General features: G+C 42.6%; 13 protein-coding genes and 1 pseudogene. 7 read left to right on the forward strand and 7 right to left on the reverse strand.

The genetic code is table 11. The features are described 5' to 3' along the window. Positions 1-563 precede the first annotated feature (563 nt). The 4 genes from V5G28_RS01945 to V5G28_RS01960 all read left to right on the forward strand — a co-directional run bounded on the left by V5G28_RS01945 (position 564) and on the right by V5G28_RS01960 (position 6,449). Entirely contained in the window at positions 564-689 is a 126-nt protein-coding gene (locus V5G28_RS01945; protein ID WP_332992807.1) for a hypothetical protein, read from the forward strand. A gap of 261 nt (positions 690-950) precedes the next feature. Next, positions 951-2,552 carry an nSTAND1 domain-containing NTPase gene (locus V5G28_RS01950; protein WP_332992809.1) on the forward strand — a complete coding sequence of 534 codons (1,602 nt, stop codon included), beginning with the start codon at positions 951-953 and terminating at the stop codon, positions 2,550-2,552. Next, complete coding sequence (locus tag V5G28_RS01955; RefSeq protein ID WP_332992943.1) at positions 2,552-5,767, forward strand: WD40 repeat domain-containing protein; 3,216 nt, start codon at positions 2,552-2,554, stop codon at positions 5,765-5,767. The genes V5G28_RS01950 and V5G28_RS01955 overlap by 1 nt, the downstream gene beginning before the upstream one ends. Before the next feature lie 322 nt (positions 5,768-6,089). Next, positions 6,090-6,449, forward strand: a complete 360-nt coding sequence (locus V5G28_RS01960; RefSeq protein ID WP_332992811.1) for an RNA-binding protein — start codon at positions 6,090-6,092, stop codon at positions 6,447-6,449. A 78-nt stretch (positions 6,450-6,527) separates the two neighbouring features. On the opposite strand, the gene purT is transcribed toward V5G28_RS01960, so the two are convergent. Both purT and V5G28_RS01970 read right to left on the reverse strand, forming a co-directional pair. Then, positions 6,528-7,706 carry a formate-dependent phosphoribosylglycinamide formyltransferase gene (gene purT, locus V5G28_RS01965; protein ID WP_332992813.1) on the reverse strand — a complete coding sequence of 393 codons (1,179 nt, stop codon included), beginning with the start codon at positions 7,704-7,706 and terminating at the stop codon, positions 6,528-6,530. 294 nt (positions 7,707-8,000) lie between these two features. After that, positions 8,001-8,495, reverse strand: a complete 495-nt coding sequence (locus V5G28_RS01970) for a pentapeptide repeat-containing protein (RefSeq protein WP_332992946.1) — start codon at positions 8,493-8,495, stop codon at positions 8,001-8,003. 212 nt (positions 8,496-8,707) lie between these two features. Here V5G28_RS01970 and V5G28_RS01975 point away from each other — a divergent pair, with 212 nt between their 5' ends. After that, a complete protein-coding gene (locus V5G28_RS01975; protein ID WP_332992815.1) occupies positions 8,708-9,268 on the forward strand; it encodes a hypothetical protein in 561 nt (186 codons plus the stop codon). Between the two features lie 24 nt (positions 9,269-9,292). Here V5G28_RS01975 and V5G28_RS01980 read toward each other — a convergent pair whose 3' ends face one another. The 4 genes from V5G28_RS01980 to V5G28_RS01995 all read right to left on the reverse strand — a co-directional run bounded on the left by V5G28_RS01980 (position 9,293) and on the right by V5G28_RS01995 (position 13,608). Beyond that, positions 9,293-9,919, reverse strand: a complete 627-nt coding sequence (locus tag V5G28_RS01980; protein ID WP_332992816.1) for a TenA family transcriptional regulator — start codon at positions 9,917-9,919, stop codon at positions 9,293-9,295. A gap of 21 nt (positions 9,920-9,940) precedes the next feature. Continuing rightward, entirely contained in the window at positions 9,941-11,872 is a 1,932-nt protein-coding gene (locus V5G28_RS01985) for an ABC-F family ATP-binding cassette domain-containing protein (RefSeq protein WP_332992818.1), read from the reverse strand. Positions 11,873-12,271: 399 nt separating this feature from the next. Next, on the reverse strand, positions 12,272-12,688 hold the full coding sequence (locus V5G28_RS01990) for a DUF1824 family protein (protein ID WP_332992820.1): 417 nt from the start codon (positions 12,686-12,688) through the stop codon (positions 12,272-12,274). A gap of 77 nt (positions 12,689-12,765) precedes the next feature. Beyond that, positions 12,766-13,608 carry a prohibitin family protein gene (locus tag V5G28_RS01995; protein WP_332992822.1) on the reverse strand — a complete coding sequence of 281 codons (843 nt, stop codon included), beginning with the start codon at positions 13,606-13,608 and terminating at the stop codon, positions 12,766-12,768. A gap of 98 nt (positions 13,609-13,706) precedes the next feature. On the opposite strand from V5G28_RS01995, the pseudogene V5G28_RS02000 reads away from it, so the two are divergent. Next, positions 13,707-15,541: pseudogene (locus tag V5G28_RS02000) on the forward strand (ABC transporter ATP-binding protein). Positions 15,542-15,700: 159 nt separating this feature from the next. Next, positions 15,701-16,144: a beta-carboxysome assembly chaperone CcmS gene (gene ccmS, locus V5G28_RS02005; RefSeq protein WP_332992824.1), complete on the forward strand. Its 444-nt coding sequence runs from the start codon at positions 15,701-15,703 to the stop codon at positions 16,142-16,144. Positions 16,145-16,313: 169 nt separating this feature from the next. On the opposite strand, the gene V5G28_RS02010 is transcribed toward ccmS, so the two are convergent. Continuing rightward, complete coding sequence (locus tag V5G28_RS02010) at positions 16,314-17,693, reverse strand: cytochrome P450 (RefSeq protein WP_332992826.1); 1,380 nt, start codon at positions 17,691-17,693, stop codon at positions 16,314-16,316. Between the last annotated feature and the right edge of the window lie 52 nt (positions 17,694-17,745).

Consider the following 17,745-nt stretch of genomic DNA (forward strand, 5'->3'; position numbering starts at 1 on the left):
GTCAGAATATTGGTAGTTTTGGGCAATAGCCAAGAAGCTGATTTGGAGATAGAAACCAACTTTTTCAATAGCTAAAAATGCACAATTAGTTGATATTGTCAAGGCAAACTGTTATGAATTCAACACGCAGCTTTGGAAGCCGATACGCTGAGATACTCTGTTTTTGGCTGGTCAGAGTCAAACTTCTTAGGACTCACGCACTGTACAAATAAAGGATTATGTGGATTAACTAAACTGCAAACTTCACGGGTTTTTGTTCAAAAAATTTACAAAACCCTCTCCACTTCCTCACTTTTTATACATATGATTAAGAGAAAGATTGTAATTGAGATGAAGTCATGCATCTGAACAATAGTTAAAAGTCAAGATTTGACTCAATTCACATAATCATTTTGTGACAATGCGTAAGTTCTAATTCTGTCGTTTCCGATACCTATTCAATAGGACTCAATACGGTTATCGGGAGAACTGCATAAGGGATTTCCAAGAAATAAATTATCCTCAATTGTGGGGGAAGCTACTGCGTTGGGGAGCCAGTGCGCGCGGTCTTGGGGGAAACCCCCATGAGCGATTGGCGTCCGGTGCCGACAGCCGTGCAAGTGGCGTTGAGCAGGAAAGCCCGCCCTGAATACAAAGGACGGGTGGGGACACCCATCCCACAAGAAAATTTGGGATATTTTTTGATTTAGAAGTCCCTAAGCTCGTGCAGAGTGGCAACTATTTACCTTAATGAATTCTATTCTTGTCAGAGTGTGTCTTTATGAGGGTGTCTTTCAACAGGAATGATAGGCTATTAAAGAAATTCTTCTCAAAGACAGTAGGCTGGGTTGTGATTCCGAAACTAAACTCAAAATTTTATAAATTTTATCTTTAGTGTAAAGATACGAAAAAGAAGAAACTGAATTTGTAGAAATGAGGGTACTTGCCAAACTAAAAAAGATGTCTGATTTATGAGTAAATCAGTTGTTATCAGCCTAGGAAGTGGGGATTTAAACAACGGATTTCCAAATGTTACTGCTAGGTTATGGTCATCAGGAAACTCTTTTCCAGAGCAATTTATTGGTAGCTTACCTGCAGCACCATCTTTAGTTGAACTCTGTCAAAATTGGCAGTTAAATTACAAAAATGTTTGTGGTCGCCAACATTTGCGTTCTCTATTGGTGGAAGATGATGATGATCTGGAAATTGACGAAGGCGGCATAACTAATGTCTCTGTTGTCAGTTTTCATGAGGTGTGCCAAAAACTACAAGAAGATATTAATCATTGGCTCAAATCTTTTGAGTTTATCAATATAGAAAGACAACTGCGATCGCAACTAAATCCAGCCGAAGAAATTCGAGTCATTATTGAAACCAACAATGACTTGCTACGGCGATTACCTTGGCATCGTTGGGACTTCTTCAATGATTATCCCCAGGCAGAAATGGCACTTTCCCAACCCGAGTATAAGCGCCGGGAACCAAACAAGTCAAAATTACCTAGAAAGAAAGTGAGAATCTTAGCGGTTCTGGGTAATAGCCAAGGGATTGATTTGGAGAGAGAAATCAGATTTCTTGATAGTTTATTAGATGCAGAAATAGTTTTTCTTGTCAATCCTTCTCGTCAGGAATTTAACACTGTTCTTTGGCAAAACCCCGGCTGGGACATGTTCTTTTTTGCGGGTCATAGTCAAACCGAGGGTGAAACAGGTAGAATTTATATTAATGATAATAAGACCAACAATAGTTTAACAATTGGACAGTTAGAAGAAGCTCTTAAAGCAGCAATTGACAATGGTTTACAACTAGCAATTTTCAATTCCTGTGATGGACTGGGATTGGCGAGTGCGCTGGAAAAATTAAATATTCCGACGGTGATTGTGATGCGTGAGCCAGTGCCGAATCTAGTGGCACAGGAATTTTTTAAGCATTTTTTAGCAGCTTTTGCAGTTGAACGACGTTCTTTATATTTAGCAGTACAGCAAGCACGCAGAAAGTTACAAGGTTTGGAAGATGACTTTCCGGGTGCATCTTGGTTGCCTGTCATTTGTCAAAATCCGGCAGTAGAACCGCCGAGTTGGCTAAACTTAGGCGGAGTCCCTCCATGCCCGTATCGCGGTTTATTTGCGTTTGGTGAGGAAGATGCTGACCTATTTTTTGGGCGGGAGCAGTTCACACAGAACTTGGTGACGGCGACCAAAAGAAAGCCGTTGGTAGCGGTGGTCGGTTCTAGTGGAAGTGGGAAGTCGAGTGTGGTGTTTGCTGGGTTGGTTCCTCAGTTGCGCCAAGATCCAAATCTTAAGTGGCAGATTGTCTCGTTTCGTCCGGGTAATAATCCGTTTGAGGCGTTGGCAGCTGCGTTAACTTCTAGTATTGGCGAAGGTTTATCCCTTCCATGTCGGCAAGGAGAGAACCTAAATAAATATATAAATCAAATAAATCAAAATTCAAAATTAAATGCTCGCCGCCTGATTGAATTAGAACTGGAAATCGCACTGCGACAAGATAATAAAGCCTTATACAAAATTATCGAAAGCTTTGTCCAGCAAAACCCCAAACTCGTCTGGTCTTAATAGCTGACCAATTTGAAGAACTCTATACTCTTTGCCCAGAAGAAGAACGCCAAGGTGTGTTAGATGCATTACTGAATGCAGTCAGGTTAGCTCCGGCATTTACCCTAGTCCTGACTCTGCGAGCGGACTTTTACGGACATGCCCTTTCTTACCGCCCCTTTAGCGATGCATTGCAAGGAGCAGTCCTGAATCTCGGACCAATGAGCCGTGAGGAATTGCAAGCAGCTATTGAACAGCCTGCAACACAAATGCAGGTGAGACTAGAGAAGGGGTTGACAAATAAACTAATTCATGCAGATGATGGTCAGTCAGGACGTTTACCGTTGCTGGAGTTTGCTTTAACACAACTTTGGTCAAAACAGACAGATGGATGGCTAACTCATGAAGGCTACGAGGAGATTGGGGGCGTTGAGGAGGCTTTGGCTATTCACGCCGAAGCAGTGTATGCCCAGCTTTCTGAGGTAGACCGAAGTCGGGCGCAGCGAGTGTTTATGCAATTAGTGCGTTTAGGGGAAGGAGTTGAACCTACCCGGAGGTTGGCGGCTTTTGATCAGGTAAAGCCAGAAAACTGGGATTTGGTGATGCGCTTAGCTGATGCACGTCTTGTGGTAACTAACCGCAACGAGTCATCGAGTGAAGAAACGGTGGAAATCGTCCATGAGGCGCTCATTAGAAGCTGGGGACGCTTAGAGCGGTGGATACAAGTTGATGGTGAATTTCGCTATTGGCAAGAGCAGTTGCGATCGCTCATTCGTCAATGGGAAAGTAGCGGTAAAGATGAAGGAGCACTGTTGCGAGGAAAGCCACTCTCAGATGCAGAATATTGGCAGCAAAAACGCCAAGATGAACTGAGTTCTGCTGAGAAAAGTTTTATTGAGTTTTCTTTGGCATTGCGGGATAACGAGATAAATAAGCAGAAGCGTAGACGCCAACTTACTATTTTAGGACTCACAGGTGGCTTAGTGGGAGCTTTGATCCTGGCTGGGGTAGCTTGGTGGCAATCACATAAAGCAAGCATCAGCGAGATTCAAGCTGTGACCAAATCTTCTGAAGCATTGTTTGCCTCGAATAACACATTAGATGCGCTCATACAAGCAATTACAGCGAAGGAGAAACTAAAAACAGTAGGTGGGGTAGATGCAAATATCCAGGATCGGGTTGAATCAGTGCTAAAACAGGCAATTTATACGGTAGTTGAACATAATCGGCTCATAGGGCATAGCGAAAAAGTTAACGCAGTCGCCTTCAGCCCCAATGGTCAGCTCATTGCTACAGCGAGTGACGACAACACGGTGAAACTCTGGAAGTCCGATGGCACCTTGCTTACCACTCTAAAGGGACATAGTGATGTAGTTAACGGAGTCGCGTTCAGCCCTCAAGGTAATATGATAGCCACAGCAAGTGGAGATCAGACAGTCAAACTCTGGAAGCTTGATGGTACTTTGCTTACTACACTAAACGGACATAGTGATGTAGTTAACGCAGTTGCGTTCAGTCCTCAAGGTAACATCATAGCCACAGCAAGTAGTGACACAACAGTCAAACTCTGGAGAGCTAGCGATGGCACCTTGCTTACTACTCTAAAGGGACATAGCGATCTAGTGAGTGCAGTCACTTTTAGCCCTGTTGGCGTAGCGTCCCCGCAGGGGTTTGGTCAACTGATTGCTACAGCAAGTAGAGACAAGACCATCAAACTTTGGAAGCAAGATGGCACCTTGCTTACTACTCTAAAGGGACATAGCGATGTAGTGAGTGCTGTAGCTTTTAGTCCTGATGGTCAGATGCTTGCTACAGCTTCTTGGGACAAGACAGTCAAACTGTGGAAGCGTGATGGCACCTTGCTCACCACCCTCAATAACCCTAGCGGTAAGGTTTACGGATTAGCGTTCAGTCCTGAGGGTGATACAATCGCCTTGGCTGGGTGGGACAGAACAATAAAACTTTGGAGGTGGCGTGATCGCACTTTGCTGACTACCCTTAATGGACATAGCGATACTGTTTGGGGAGTAGCATTCAGCCCCGACGGTAAGACAATTGCTTCTGCAAGTAGCGATAACACGGTGAAACTCTGGAAGCGGGATAATATCTTGCTGACTACCCTTAATGGTCATAGTGGTCCAGTTTACGGAGTTGCGTTCAGCCCTGAAGGTGAGATAATTGCCACAGCAGGTGACGACAACACGGTGAAACTCTGGAGAGCCAGCAACGGCACTTTGCTGAAGACTCTAAAGGGACATAATGCCCGGGTTTGGGCAGTAACATTCAGTCCTGACGGTCAGACAATTGCTTCAGCAAGTGGGGACAAGACAATCAAACTCTGGAAACGAGATGGCACTTTGTTGACTACCCTTAATGGACATAGTCGTCAGGTTAACGCAGTTGCATTTAGCCCTCAAGGTAATATCATTGCCTCAGCAAGTGACGACTACACGGTACAACTCCACAAGCCAGATGGCACTTTGCTAACTACCTTGACACATGATAATGAAGTTTGGGGAGTCGCGTTGAGTCCTGTTGGCGTAGCGTCCCCGCAGGGGTTTAGTCAGATAATTGCTTCGGTAAGCCGGGATAAGACGCTGAAGCTTTGGAAGCAAGATGGCACCTTGCTGACCACCCTTAAAGGTCACAATGGCGGAGTTGGGGGAGTCGCGTTCAGCCCTGTTGGCGTAGCGTCCCCGCAGGGGTTTGGTCAGACAATTGCCACAGGGAGTCAAGACAAGACAGTCAAACTGTGGAAGGGTGATGGCACTTTGCTGACTACCCTTCCTGCGGAACGCGAAGCGAACAAGGGTCACTATGGCGCGGTTTGGGAAGTAGCGTTCAGTCCTGACGGCAAAATGATTGCTTCAGCAAGTGACGACAAGACTGTGAAACTCTGGAAACGAGATGGTGAGTCAGCGCTGCAGGAGGGTATCCCTCCGCAGGCGACTGGCGAACCCCGAAGGGGCACTTTGCTGACTACCCTCAACGGTCACAATGGCACGGTTTGGAGAGTGGCTTTCAGTCCTGATGGTAAGACAATTGCTTCGACAAGTGACGATAGTACAGTGATTCTGTGGAATCTGGATCCTGTACTAGATACAGATAAACTAGTGAACTACGCTTGTGATTGGGTTAAGGATTATTTGAGAACAAATGCACAGCACAAGCAGAGCGTTAGCGGATATTCTGTGCAGGAGGCGAGTCGTTTCTGTAGTGGGATTAAACCTCAATAGCTTCAAGCAACATAATTGCATGTTTCCCATTTTTATTTCTTAAATAGACATCTTTTGGAAAACAATGTAGAGACGTTCCATGGAACGTCTCTACAAGGGTTGCAGACAACGCACAATTAATTTCTGGAGATGTCTAATGCATAAGTTAGTTTTGCTTACACCTATATAAAGAGTGTAGAGGCAAAGCTCAGAGAGCTTAACTGACCTTCAGTTTTTCAGCTAAAGCTTCGTTCTATATCATCAAACTTTTGTCAATGCGTAAATCCTACGCATTGGTTCCACTTTGAATGATCTTTTTGTCTAACTTTCTTTGGAGAAAAATATGACTTTATTCGTTGGTAATCTTTTTTTTCAGGTCACTGAGGCAAATTTAAGGGAACTTTTGAGAAAATTTGCTAAAGCCGGAAAAATTGACATTTTTTCTGCAGCCGGTTTTGCAACAGTAGCAATCGAAGGCGAAGCAAATGAAGAGCGTGCTGTTCAAGAACTCAATGGCGTGGAACAGTTTGGGCAGAAACTTAAACTCTTTAAGTCAGCCCCAGTTCAGCCATCAGACAACCAACGCGATGGAGAGAGGAGACCGCTGATACTTCAAGCAAAAGACGAAGGACCAACTCAATCGCCCCGGCCCAAGCCGAAGCCGAAGCCCCGTCCTCCAAAGGCTGGCTTGATAAGCACATGATTATCTGAAAACTAATTCCAAGATTAATCGGAATATAAGCGTTACTCCTCTGTAGCAGGCTCGCACCTTTCTAATTGATTAGGGTTGGTATTCCAATTTGATTTTACTTGCTGCTCTCGTAGCCTTTTCGCGAGCCTCTTGAATATGACTTCCTTTAGCCAAAGCGACTCCCATTCGGCGATAAGGATGGGCATTAAGTTTACCAAATAGCCTAATGTCCACATCTTTTTCTGAAAGTGCCTCGGCTACACCTGTGTATGCTATGGAATCTGATTTTTCTGAGGCTAAAATGACAGCACTGGCGGAAAAACCCAACTGTTCTATATGAGGAATAGGCAACCCTAAAATCGCTCTTAAATGCAGTTCAAATTCGTTAAGATTTTGCGAGATTAATGTCACCATTCCCGTATCATGTGGTCTGGGGGAAAGCTCTGAAAAAATCACTTCGTCTTTGGTAACAAAAAACTCCACACCAAAAATTCCTGCTCCTCCCAAAGCATCGGTAACTTTTTTTGCTATTTCCTGCGCTTCGACTATCATTTTTTCAGAAATTTCTGCTGGTTGCCAAGATTCTTGATAATCTCCTCTTTCTTGGCGATGACCAATAGGAGAACAGAAAATTGTTGGTGCATTCCACTGCTTAATTATCAGTAAAGTAATTTCAATTTCAAAATTGATAAATTCTTCGACAATCACCTTTTGACTGTCACCTCTGGAATTGGCGATCGCATAATTCCAAGCCTTCTCAACTTCACTCTTTTCTTTAACTACAGACTGCCCTTTTCCAGAAGATGACATCACAGGTTTCACGACATTGGGAAACCCAACTTCATCAGAAACAGCAATCAACTCTTCTAACGTTGTCGCATAACCATATTGAGCAGTGCGGATGCCCAACTCATGATGTGCCAGTTCCCTAATTCTATCCCGGTTCATTGTATAGTTAGTCGCTGCCGCCGTTGGGATGACTGTAATGCCTCGCTGCTCAAATTCCAAAAGTTTTTCTGTTCTAATTGCTTCAATTTCTGGTATAATAAAATCAGGTTGATATTGGCTCACAACCGCTTCCAAATCATCAGCACTCAGCATCGAAATCACTTCTGAACAATCAGCAACTTGCATCGCCGGAGCATTCGCATAGCGGTCAACAGCAATCACATAATTACCAAGCCGTTTCGCTGCGATTACAAATTCTTTGCCGAGTTCTCCCGAACCTAATAGCATCAACTTTTGGGGTAGCTTAATCGAATCACTCATTAATCTCTTAATTTCCATTTATATACAACAAGAATCTCTATTTTTCTGTGCGCTGTGGTTATTTATAGTACTTCTCATTGGGAGCATCCCAAATGTGTAAATTTATTTGATTTTGTAGTGCGGGCTTCCAGCGCGTTTCGGTAATAATGTAGGAATCAAGATGCTTCCATTACCATCTTTTGTGCAAAATTGGGATGTTCCCTTCTCATTTAAATGAAATAAAGATTTATCTGTGTCCATCTGTGGTTCATTATTTCTTTGGTGTACCTTACAAAGGTTGCAAACCGCTATATTTTAATTCTCAAGTAAAAGACTAAACCTACCGCCGCGAAGTCGTAAATCTTGACGCTGACTTTTTGTCAACCCAACTCCTTCTCCAAACTCGCACTCCTCTACAAGAGTATTTAACCACATAGTCTCATTAAGAGTAGCACCAGTCAAATTTGCATTTCTCAAGTCTGCGTTGCTAAAATTGGCAAATATAACGTCTGCATTTACTAAACTGGTTCCTTGTAGGTTTGCACCTAATAAATTACCACGGATAAAATTGACTTCATCTAAAATCAAGCCAGATAAATCTGCTCCTATTAAATTAGGGAACTTTAGCTGGCTAGGATTTTGGAGAAACCGCATAATGCATGCTATGTTTGCTTCATTGAGGCACATCTTGGTTAAAAAATCATAGCGGGCTATGCCAAGTTGCTTGAGAATTTCTAGACGTTGTTGAGGACTTTGTTCTAAAAACTGAATAGCCCTGCTACGGAGATTTTGAGTAGAAGTATTTAGCATAATCATCAGATTGTGGTGATGCTATTAATTTTTAAAATCTTTTTCGCTAATTCTTTTGTGTAACTGCTGAAAAGCTTTGTTATTATCAGTATTATATTAGTAAAATATGCTACAAAAAACTTATGTTGCCAATGATGTAACAATTTTATCCGGGTAATAGTAAGTACCATTTGTAAACTTAGGCAGTTACAGCCTTTGTCACCAAAGCAAGCATGAAAAAGACAATTATACCGTACAAAATCAAAGGAAGTATATTAACAATAACAATATTGTTTGTCGTTATTTCACTGTTCTTGAGCAGCTTCTTAGGTAAGATTGTCAGAGTCAAATTTGTAGAGATTGATTTTGTACTTGAAAAATTAGAAGCTCAAAGCAAAGCACAGGCAGAGAATCCTTATGCTATTCCTAAAGTTGATGTACAAAGGCGGTTAGGTTCTGATATCAGACCTGATTTTAGATGCCTATTTTGGGCTACAACTGAAGTCGGTAGAGGCTGGACTAACGATTCTAATGATCGTGATTTTTTTATAGATTATTATATACCTCCAGATAAACAAGCAATGATTTGTACAACGCCAGCCCTTGCGGCTGCACTCATTGCTAAGCGTACTAAACCGCTTTTATATAAGGTTTACCCAACAGAATATGGCTTTCGTGTTCGCATTGTCGAAGGTCTTTCAAAAGTGAGAGAACCCTGTAAAGATTGGACAGGGAATGCTGATTGTGCAAATTCTATATTGTCGCGACAGGCAATTATTAGGTATGAACCGTAAACAATAGTAAATTCAGCTTTCTTTCTACTGTGCTGCATGAAAAGCCATTTGCCAAAAATCTTTCTCGAATTTTGCTACCCTTAAAAAAGCCTCTTCAGCTTGCTTTTGAACAGTTGCTGATGCCGTTTGCAACACCTCATCAGCTTGCTGTTCCAAAAGTTTCACATATTCAGTAAAACCGCGATTTCCCCATCTGTCTGCAAATTCGATGTATGGTTTAGGCATGACTCCAGGCAACTGCCAACCTTGATTGTAAGCAAATTCAATTGCCCAAAATGTACTTGCTTGCACTGGATAAGGCATTGTAGCAAGGCTCTGCATATATTCACAATATTCTATGCAGGTAGGTTGTTTTGCTGTATCTAAATTAAGCTGTCGTTGGGCTGCTTTTTCCTTAAACCAATTGAGTTCATCTTTGAGTGCTGTCAGTCCCCCCAAAATGACATCAAAATGGTGTGGAGGCGCGCTTGCCAACGTCCGTCCCACCATTCGTGTAAAATCGACGACGAACAGATAATCTTGCACCAGCCATGTGTTAAATTGCTGGGGCTGAATGGTGCCTAATTTGCACTGTTCAAGGAAGGGATGTACGGTAGCTTCGTGCCAAGCTTGAGCATGATTTTGTAAAAGTTGTTTGCAAGTCAAGGTCATCGTGTTAGCCAGCCCGATAGACTAAGATTCAATCTCAGCCAATTCTAACCAACGTTCAGTCGCCACATCTATTGCTTCCTTAAGGGTTTCCACCTGTTCGTAGAGTTTTTGTACTTGCGTGTAGTTACCAGGAGGAACATTCACCAATGCTTTCTCCGCTTCTGCTTTTTCGGCTTCCATTTGGGCAATTTTCCCTTCCAACTGCTCAAATTCTCGTTTTTGCCAATTAGATAACCCGCGCCGCTTTTTAGTTTCGTTTTCTTTAGGTAAAGATGTTGTATGCAACGTCTCTACATTTTTCGCCTTTTCTTTAGTATTATTAATTTGCTGCTGTTGTGCTTCCTCTGCTTGCTTGTAATCTAGATACACTGAATAATTGCCTGGATATTGTTTAATATTCCCACCTTCTTGAAAGGCAAAGATTGTATCTACAGTGCGGTCTAGAAAGTAGCGATCGTGAGAAACGACAATAACACAACCTGAAAAATCTTCTAAATAATCCTCTAGTACTGCCAATGTCTGTACATCCAAATCATTGGTCGGTTCATCTAATATTAAGACATTCGGTGTACCCATAAGAACACGCAACAAAAATAAACGCCGTTTTTCACCACCAGACAATTTATGAATTGGAGCATACTGTTGGTTCCCAGGAAACAGAAAACGCTCCAACATTTGGGATGCGGTAATTCTAGTTCCATCGGCAATTGTGACAAACTCCCCTTCTTCTTTGATGTAGTCAATCACGCGCTGATTTTCGTTCAATGCCGATTGTAATTCCTCTGAATGCTGGTTAAAATAGCCAATGTGAACTGTAGTCCCAATTTCCACACTCCCCGAATCTGGCTGAACACGCCCAGTGATCATATCTAATAAAGTGGATTTCCCCGCACCATTACCGCCAATGATCCCAATGCGGTCATCTGGGCTAAATTCGTAGGTAAACTCTTTAATTAAGGTGCGTCCGTCATAAGCCTTGGATATGTTATTCAGTTCAATAACTTTTTTGCCAATGCGACGACTAGGTGTAGAAATATCAACTTTACCCTGAGCTTGTTTAAACTCAGTTTCCTGCATATCGCGAATGCGATCAATTCTAGCTTTTTGTTTGGTACTGCGGGCTTTTGGTCCTCGTTTTAGCCATTCCAACTCGCGCCGTAATACACCTTGATGTTTCCGTTGACTGCTTACGGCAGATTCTTCAGATAAAGCCTTCTTTTCCAAGTAATATGAATAGTTACCCGCGTAAGTGTAAATGTCTCCTCGGTCAATTTCGATAATGCGGTTAGTTACCTTATCCAAAAAGTAGCGATCGTGAGTGATCAGCAAGATTGCACCACGATAGCGATTTAAATAACTTTGCAACCACTCAACAGAATTAGCATCTAGATGGTTTGTCGGTTCATCCATCAGCAACAAATCTGGTTCTGACAGCAAAGCTGTAGCTAAAGCAATGCGCTTGCGATAACCACCAGATAAAGTCCCAATCACAGCATTAAAGTCTGTAATTCCTAACTGGGAAAGGATGATTTTGGCATTCGTTTCCACCTCCCAAGCACCAATTGCGTCCATGCGCTGCATCAGGGAAGAAAGACGCGTCATGAGTTGCTTATCTTCTGGTGCATGAGCTAACTTATCAGAAACTTCTTCATACTCACGCACCAACGCCATCTGTTCGCCAGCATCAGCGAATATTTGCTCTAAAACTGTACGATTTTCATCTAAATCTGGCTGCTGAGGCAAGTATACAATTGTCGCTCCTGAGTTTGCTAAAATCTGACCATTATCAATCGGTTCTAGTCCCGCCATCATTTTTAATAATGTTGACTTACCAGAACCATTAGTGCCAATTAAGCCAACTTTATCAGTTGCATCCAAGCTCAAGCTGGCATCTTTTAATATTTCTTTGATGCCAAAATCTTTTTTAACCGATTGTAGGGTAATGAGACTCATAAAATTTAGTGATTAGCTAGTAGTCATTAGTCATTAGTCATTAGTTATTAGTCAAATTTTAACTAATGACTTTCACCTGAACTTTCCTATTTCCACTTTGCGTCCTTTCTTACTTTGTACGGTTCGTAAAACGGGAGCATCCCAAATGTTTGAGTTGATTTTAAAACGCAAAGGGTCGCAGAGGTTGGCGCAGCGAAAAGTTCTGCAGGAGGGTTTCCCTCCGTAGGAAACTTTTCAAGACAAAGGAACACAGAGTGTGAATCAGAGGTACTTTGTTTTGCGTTTTGAAAAAATTGGGATGCTCCCCGTAAAACTTCTAATTTGCTGTAGAAGGTAGTGCGTTAGCAAAGTGTAACGCACCCTACGCTTAATACCATCTACCATCTACTACCCTACTATTTAAACAAATAAATCAAGGGGTAAATGCCCGTACATTTCGTTAATCCCTCCTGGAGAGTAAGATTGGCAAGAAACTAATACACCCCGATGATGACCAAAGTAAGAATCAAGATAGCACACACCGTTTTTGCCGTTTAATTTGATGTAAACTGGACCTTCAATCATAGGTAAATCGCTTGGGGGTTCATAGCCGAAAGCATGGGAATATGTTTTCATTGCTAGTATTCCTTCCTCTGGTGTGTCAGCACAAATACCTAAAATTTGATAGTCTGAAATATTGGCAAGCGAAACTAAAGCCTGACGAATTAAAGTCTTTTCTGAGGGTTTGAGTTTGGGTGGAATGTCTATACAGTTGAATTTATTAAGAATTTTTTTCGCTTCTTGAATGGTGAGATTGCTCTGATGATTGCTTGACATAAATACTTTTATTATTCCTTAATGTTTCCTCTTCGTTTGAGTAGGGCGATCGCCCTAGATAAAATTTCAATTCGGGATTAATCTTGCATATTACCTACATTAAAGAGAAATGGTACACCAGTTTTTGTATCACCACTCATTACGAGGACTTTTGGCATTTGAGCGCCGCCAGTCTTCCAGGCTTCAATTGCTTCCTTTTGCAGAACCAATTGTCCACCTTGCGCTTTCAAAGTCTCCGCTAAAAGTCTTTGAGCTTCCGCTTTTCCCCTGGCGCGATTGATTTCTGCTTGAGCCTCTTGTTCCGCTTCTTGTGCTACATAGACGGCTCTTTGTGCCCTTTGCTCAGCGATTTGTTTTTCCTCAACTGCTCTCGCAAATTCTGGAGAAAATGTTAAGTCAATCACGCTGGTATCTAGTACAATTATTCCATATTTATCTAAGCGTTGCCCCAATGCCATATCAAAGTCTTCCTTTAAGTCGCTTCTTCTGGTAATTGCTTCCTCAACTGTTCTTTTAGCCGCTGCGATTTTAAATGATTCCTGGGTCTGGGGTGCAATAATTTTGTTGACAATATTTGCTAGAGTTCCTTGTTTTCTTCTTATATCAACAACTTGTATAGGGTCGATGCGAAAGTTAATAGCAAATCTTGCAGTTAAGGTTTGCAAATCCTTGGTTGAACTCTCCGCCGGAACTTCAAATTTTTGCACTGTCAAATCGTACACATCTACTACTGAGATGAAGGGTGGTATCAGGTGGATACCTTCTATTAAAGCTCCATCTCTGGCTTTACCCAAGATACTGAGTACTCCTGCTTGCCCTGGATTTATAATGATAAAGGAATTAAGGCTGAGGATAACAAGGACTGCCGCTACAATTGCTGCTACTATAGTTTGCCAATTCCCCAATTGCTGATTTTTCAACTTTTTATCTCCTGTTCGTCAGATAACTCTTTTTAATACTGATACTTTACTACTGGCGCTCGTGGTAAAATTTCTAATCCACGCATCTACAAACAACTGTGGCTAAGGTATTTAAATCTCATCGGGCATCGAGAAGACAGACACGCGTAGCAGGTAATGCTCCCAAGATATCGCCATCAACTCATCCCCTCCTGCGGCTGTTTGACTACGGACACCAGTATCGCAAACAAATCTGGCAAGCAACGATCTGTTCTATCCTTAATAAATTTTTTGACTTGGCTCCACCGCATTAAGTGGCAGTGCGGTGGATGTGGTGGTAAAGCGGCAGAGATTATCATTTCTCAGTTGGGAGTGAAGAATATTTGGGCAATTTTTCATTCTTTCGTTCCTGACTGTAATCATCTGGATACTAGAATCGGTTTTTGAATATGCTTACGCAAGGCTTTGGCGTAATTTGGCACAGGACATTCAGCATGATTTGCGTCTGGATGCTTATAAACATTTGCAGGAGTTGGAACTCGCCTATTTTGAAGAACGCAGTACAGGCGGTTTGATGTCCATCCTCAGCGATGACATCAACCAACTGGAACGTTTTTTAGATGCGGGAGCAAATGACATTCTCCAAGTTGTCACAACAGTAGTCATTATCGGTGGTGGTTTCTTTATTTTGGCTCCTAGTGTTGCCTGGATGGCAATGTTGCCGATACCTTTTATTCTTTGGGGTTCGTTTGTTTTTCAAGATTTACTAGCACCTCGCTACGCTGATGTCCGAGAAAAAGTCGGTCTTCTCAACTCGCGTTTGGCGAATAATTTGAGTGGTATTACGACTATTAAAAGTTTCACCTCCGAAGATTACGAAATTTCGCGTTTAGGACAAGAAAGTGAGGGATATCGTCGTAGTAACACTAAAGCAATTAAACTATCGGCAGCATTTATTCCCCTGATTCGGATGTTAATTTTGGTGGGGTTTACAGCCTTACTGCTGTTTGGTGGTATGGCAGCAGTGAATGGCAAAATGTCTGTGGGTACATATAGTGTATTAATCTTTTTAATTCAGCGGTTACTCTGGCCCTTAACCAGATTAGGCGATACTTTTGATCAGTATCAACGGGCAATGGCTTCTACTAATAGAGTGATGGATTTGTTGGATACTCCTATTGCTATTCATACGGGTGAGATAGATTTACCTGTTGCTAGAGTACGCGGTGAAGTACAATTAAAAAATGTCACTTTTGCTTATCAAGACAGGTTGCCAGTCGTTAAAAATCTGTCTTTGCATATTCCCGCAGGTAAAACAATTGCCATTGTCGGTTCTACTGGTTCTGGAAAAAGCACTTTGGTGAAACTTCTCTTGCGATTGTATGAAGTGCAATCGGGAACAATGACCCTTGATGGCATTGATATACAACAGTTAAATCTGCGGGATTTGCGCCGCTGCATTGGTCTGGTGAGTCAGGATGTATTCCTATTTCATGGTAGTGTAGCAGAAAATATTGCCTATGGCAGTTTTGATGCTTCAGATGATGAAATTATTAAGGCGGCTAAAGTGGCTGAAGCACATGAATTTATTGAGCGACTGCCTCAGGGATATGAGACAATTGTAGGTGAACGGGGACAAAAATTATCTGGTGGACAGCGACAGCGGATTGCTATTGCTCGCGCCATCTTAAAGAATCCACCGATTTTGATTTTGGATGAAGCAACCTCAGCGGTGGATAATGAAACAGAGGCAGCGATTCAGCGATCGCTAGAACGTATCACTGTGAATCGCACAACAATTGCGATCGCCCACCGTCTTTCCACCATCCGCAATGCCGATCGCATCTATGTCATGGAATACGGACAATTTGTCGAGTCGGGAAATCATCAAGAATTATTAGACAAAAACGGAGTTTATGCGAGTCTGTGGCGGGTGCAGTCGGGGTTGAGATAGGATTTCAAAGCAAAGGCGTAATGACGCAAAGTTTTCTTGGCGACGCCAGTCGCCTGCTGTCGGGAAAGCCGTCATTCGCGCTAGCTCGTCTTTGCGTGAGATTATGATTTTGATAATAAAATACACACTTGAATCAAAAAATTAAAATCTGATATTGGTATGATATTTGCTACTACCCGACCTGAATCACCAGACAATCAATGGCGTCGCCAGTTGGATAAATTTGTTAAAGAACATCAACAAGAATTAGCAGCGCTGTCGTGGGGTTTGTGGTTAGAAAATGGTGACACCAAAGGTACCGTTGGTATTGATTTGCAACCAACTCCCCATTTTATTTATTGTCCAAAAGAGGCTATAGAAGAACTAAACAGCAAAATTGAGAACAGACTTCAGGAACTTTTAGGGATTGTAGAGCATTTTAAACCTGAAGTTGAAGTTCTCATGATAGGGATTGGCAAAGAGGAAATCAAGTTAATTTACTTTGAACCAGAAATTGCGCCACCAGCTTGTTATGAACGAGTTGGTAAAGATGTCGATACTTTATTAGAACATCTGGAACAGCTTCTGAGCGAGCAGTTCAATGCTGAACAATCAGCATCATAGTCTTCAATAGACTATAGCAATCCTATCTGATTTGTGAAAAATACTTCTTCCACACGCGGCAAAGTTTCAGCAAACATTTCCTCTGCAAGTTGCTGTTTCTTTACAAAATGGATAAAGTCAAGCTTAGCAAATTGCGAAGATTAGAGTGGGCATCGCCCACCCTAATCGCCTAAACAAGCACAGGAGTATTTGCACGCTTCTGTACAGGCGTTGCAACCGTCTGCATTCCTCCAGGTAATGCCAAGGTAAGACCACGGCGCACGGGACGCACAGGACGCTTGTTAACAAACGATACCTGAAAGCGCGATACAATGGTCGCCAATACTAGTTTCATTTCATATTGGGCAAATGCAAGCCCAATACAGCGACGATTTCCGCCACCAAAGGGCAAATACTCATATGGGGAAAATTGTCTTTCTAAAAAGCGTTCTGGTCTAAACTGCTTTGATTGTGGGTAAGTTTCTTCCCTGTGATGCGCCAAGTAGATACTGGGGAATATGATCGTTCCTTCTGGCAACTTGTAGTCCATAATTTCAATTGGCGATCGCACAATCCGAGGGAAAGCATTGATCGCGATCGGGTATATTCGCAGGGTTTCTTGGCAGACTGCTGTTAGGTAAGGCAATCTAGCAACAGTACTTGGATCTGGGTTGTCGCCAAGAGTGTTTAGTTCCCTCACCAACTTGTCGCGCACCTCTGGGTAATGGTCAACCCAGTAAAACGCCCATGTCAATGCTGAAGCAGTGGTTTCATGTCCCGCTGTCAGCAGCGTCATCAATTCATCGCGTAACTCTTCATCAGTCATGGCTTGACCGTCGTCATAACGAGCAGACATCATCAAACTGAGGATATCTTGCCGATTCTGCTCAGATTCTGCTCGTCGTTCCCGAATCAGCGCATAAATCATTTCATCAATTTGTTGCAGCAGGCGTACCATCCGACCCCACGGACTCCACGCGCCGAAATCTTTTTGCATAAATCGAAAAAATAAGCCTACGGACGCCAGAGGGGAACCCATAGACTCCAGCAGTGAACTCAATAGTTGTCGAATTTTTTCCAAACGGGGTCCTTCATCTAAGCCAAACACCACCCGCAAGATGACGCGCAAGGTGATTTCTTGCATTGGCGCACGGATATGAAATGCCTTACCAATCTTCCACTCGTCGCTGACTTGCTGTGTGATTTCGCAGATAGCCTCACCGTAAGCCCGCATTCTGTCGCCATGAAAGGGAGGGGTTAATAGTTGACGTTGGCGTTGGTGGGAATCGCCATCCAGTAAAAGCAGGGAGTTTGCCCCCAGCATAAATTTTAAAATTGTATTTGCTCTGCCAACTTCTAACTGGCTAGAATCAGCATTAAATATCTGTTGTAGTGCTTGGGGATGGCTGAAGTACACAGTAGGAGTACCTTTTGCACCCCACACGGTAAAGCTGTCACCAAAGGCTTTGGCAAAATCTTCCACATATTCCAACGGCTGAAAAATTAATTTCATCCGCCGCAGAAAGACTGGCATTTTAGGTCCATCAGGCAAATTGTTAGTTGGTTCCATAAATATTTAGGATATTTGTAGCGTTGAGCGCTTATCGATTCTATTGTGACCT

The sequence above is a fragment of the Scytonema sp. PRP1 genome, assembly GCF_036697665.2.
In the GTDB taxonomy this organism is placed as follows: Bacteria; Cyanobacteriota; Cyanobacteriia; order Cyanobacteriales; family Nostocaceae; genus Kalymmatonema; species Kalymmatonema gypsitolerans.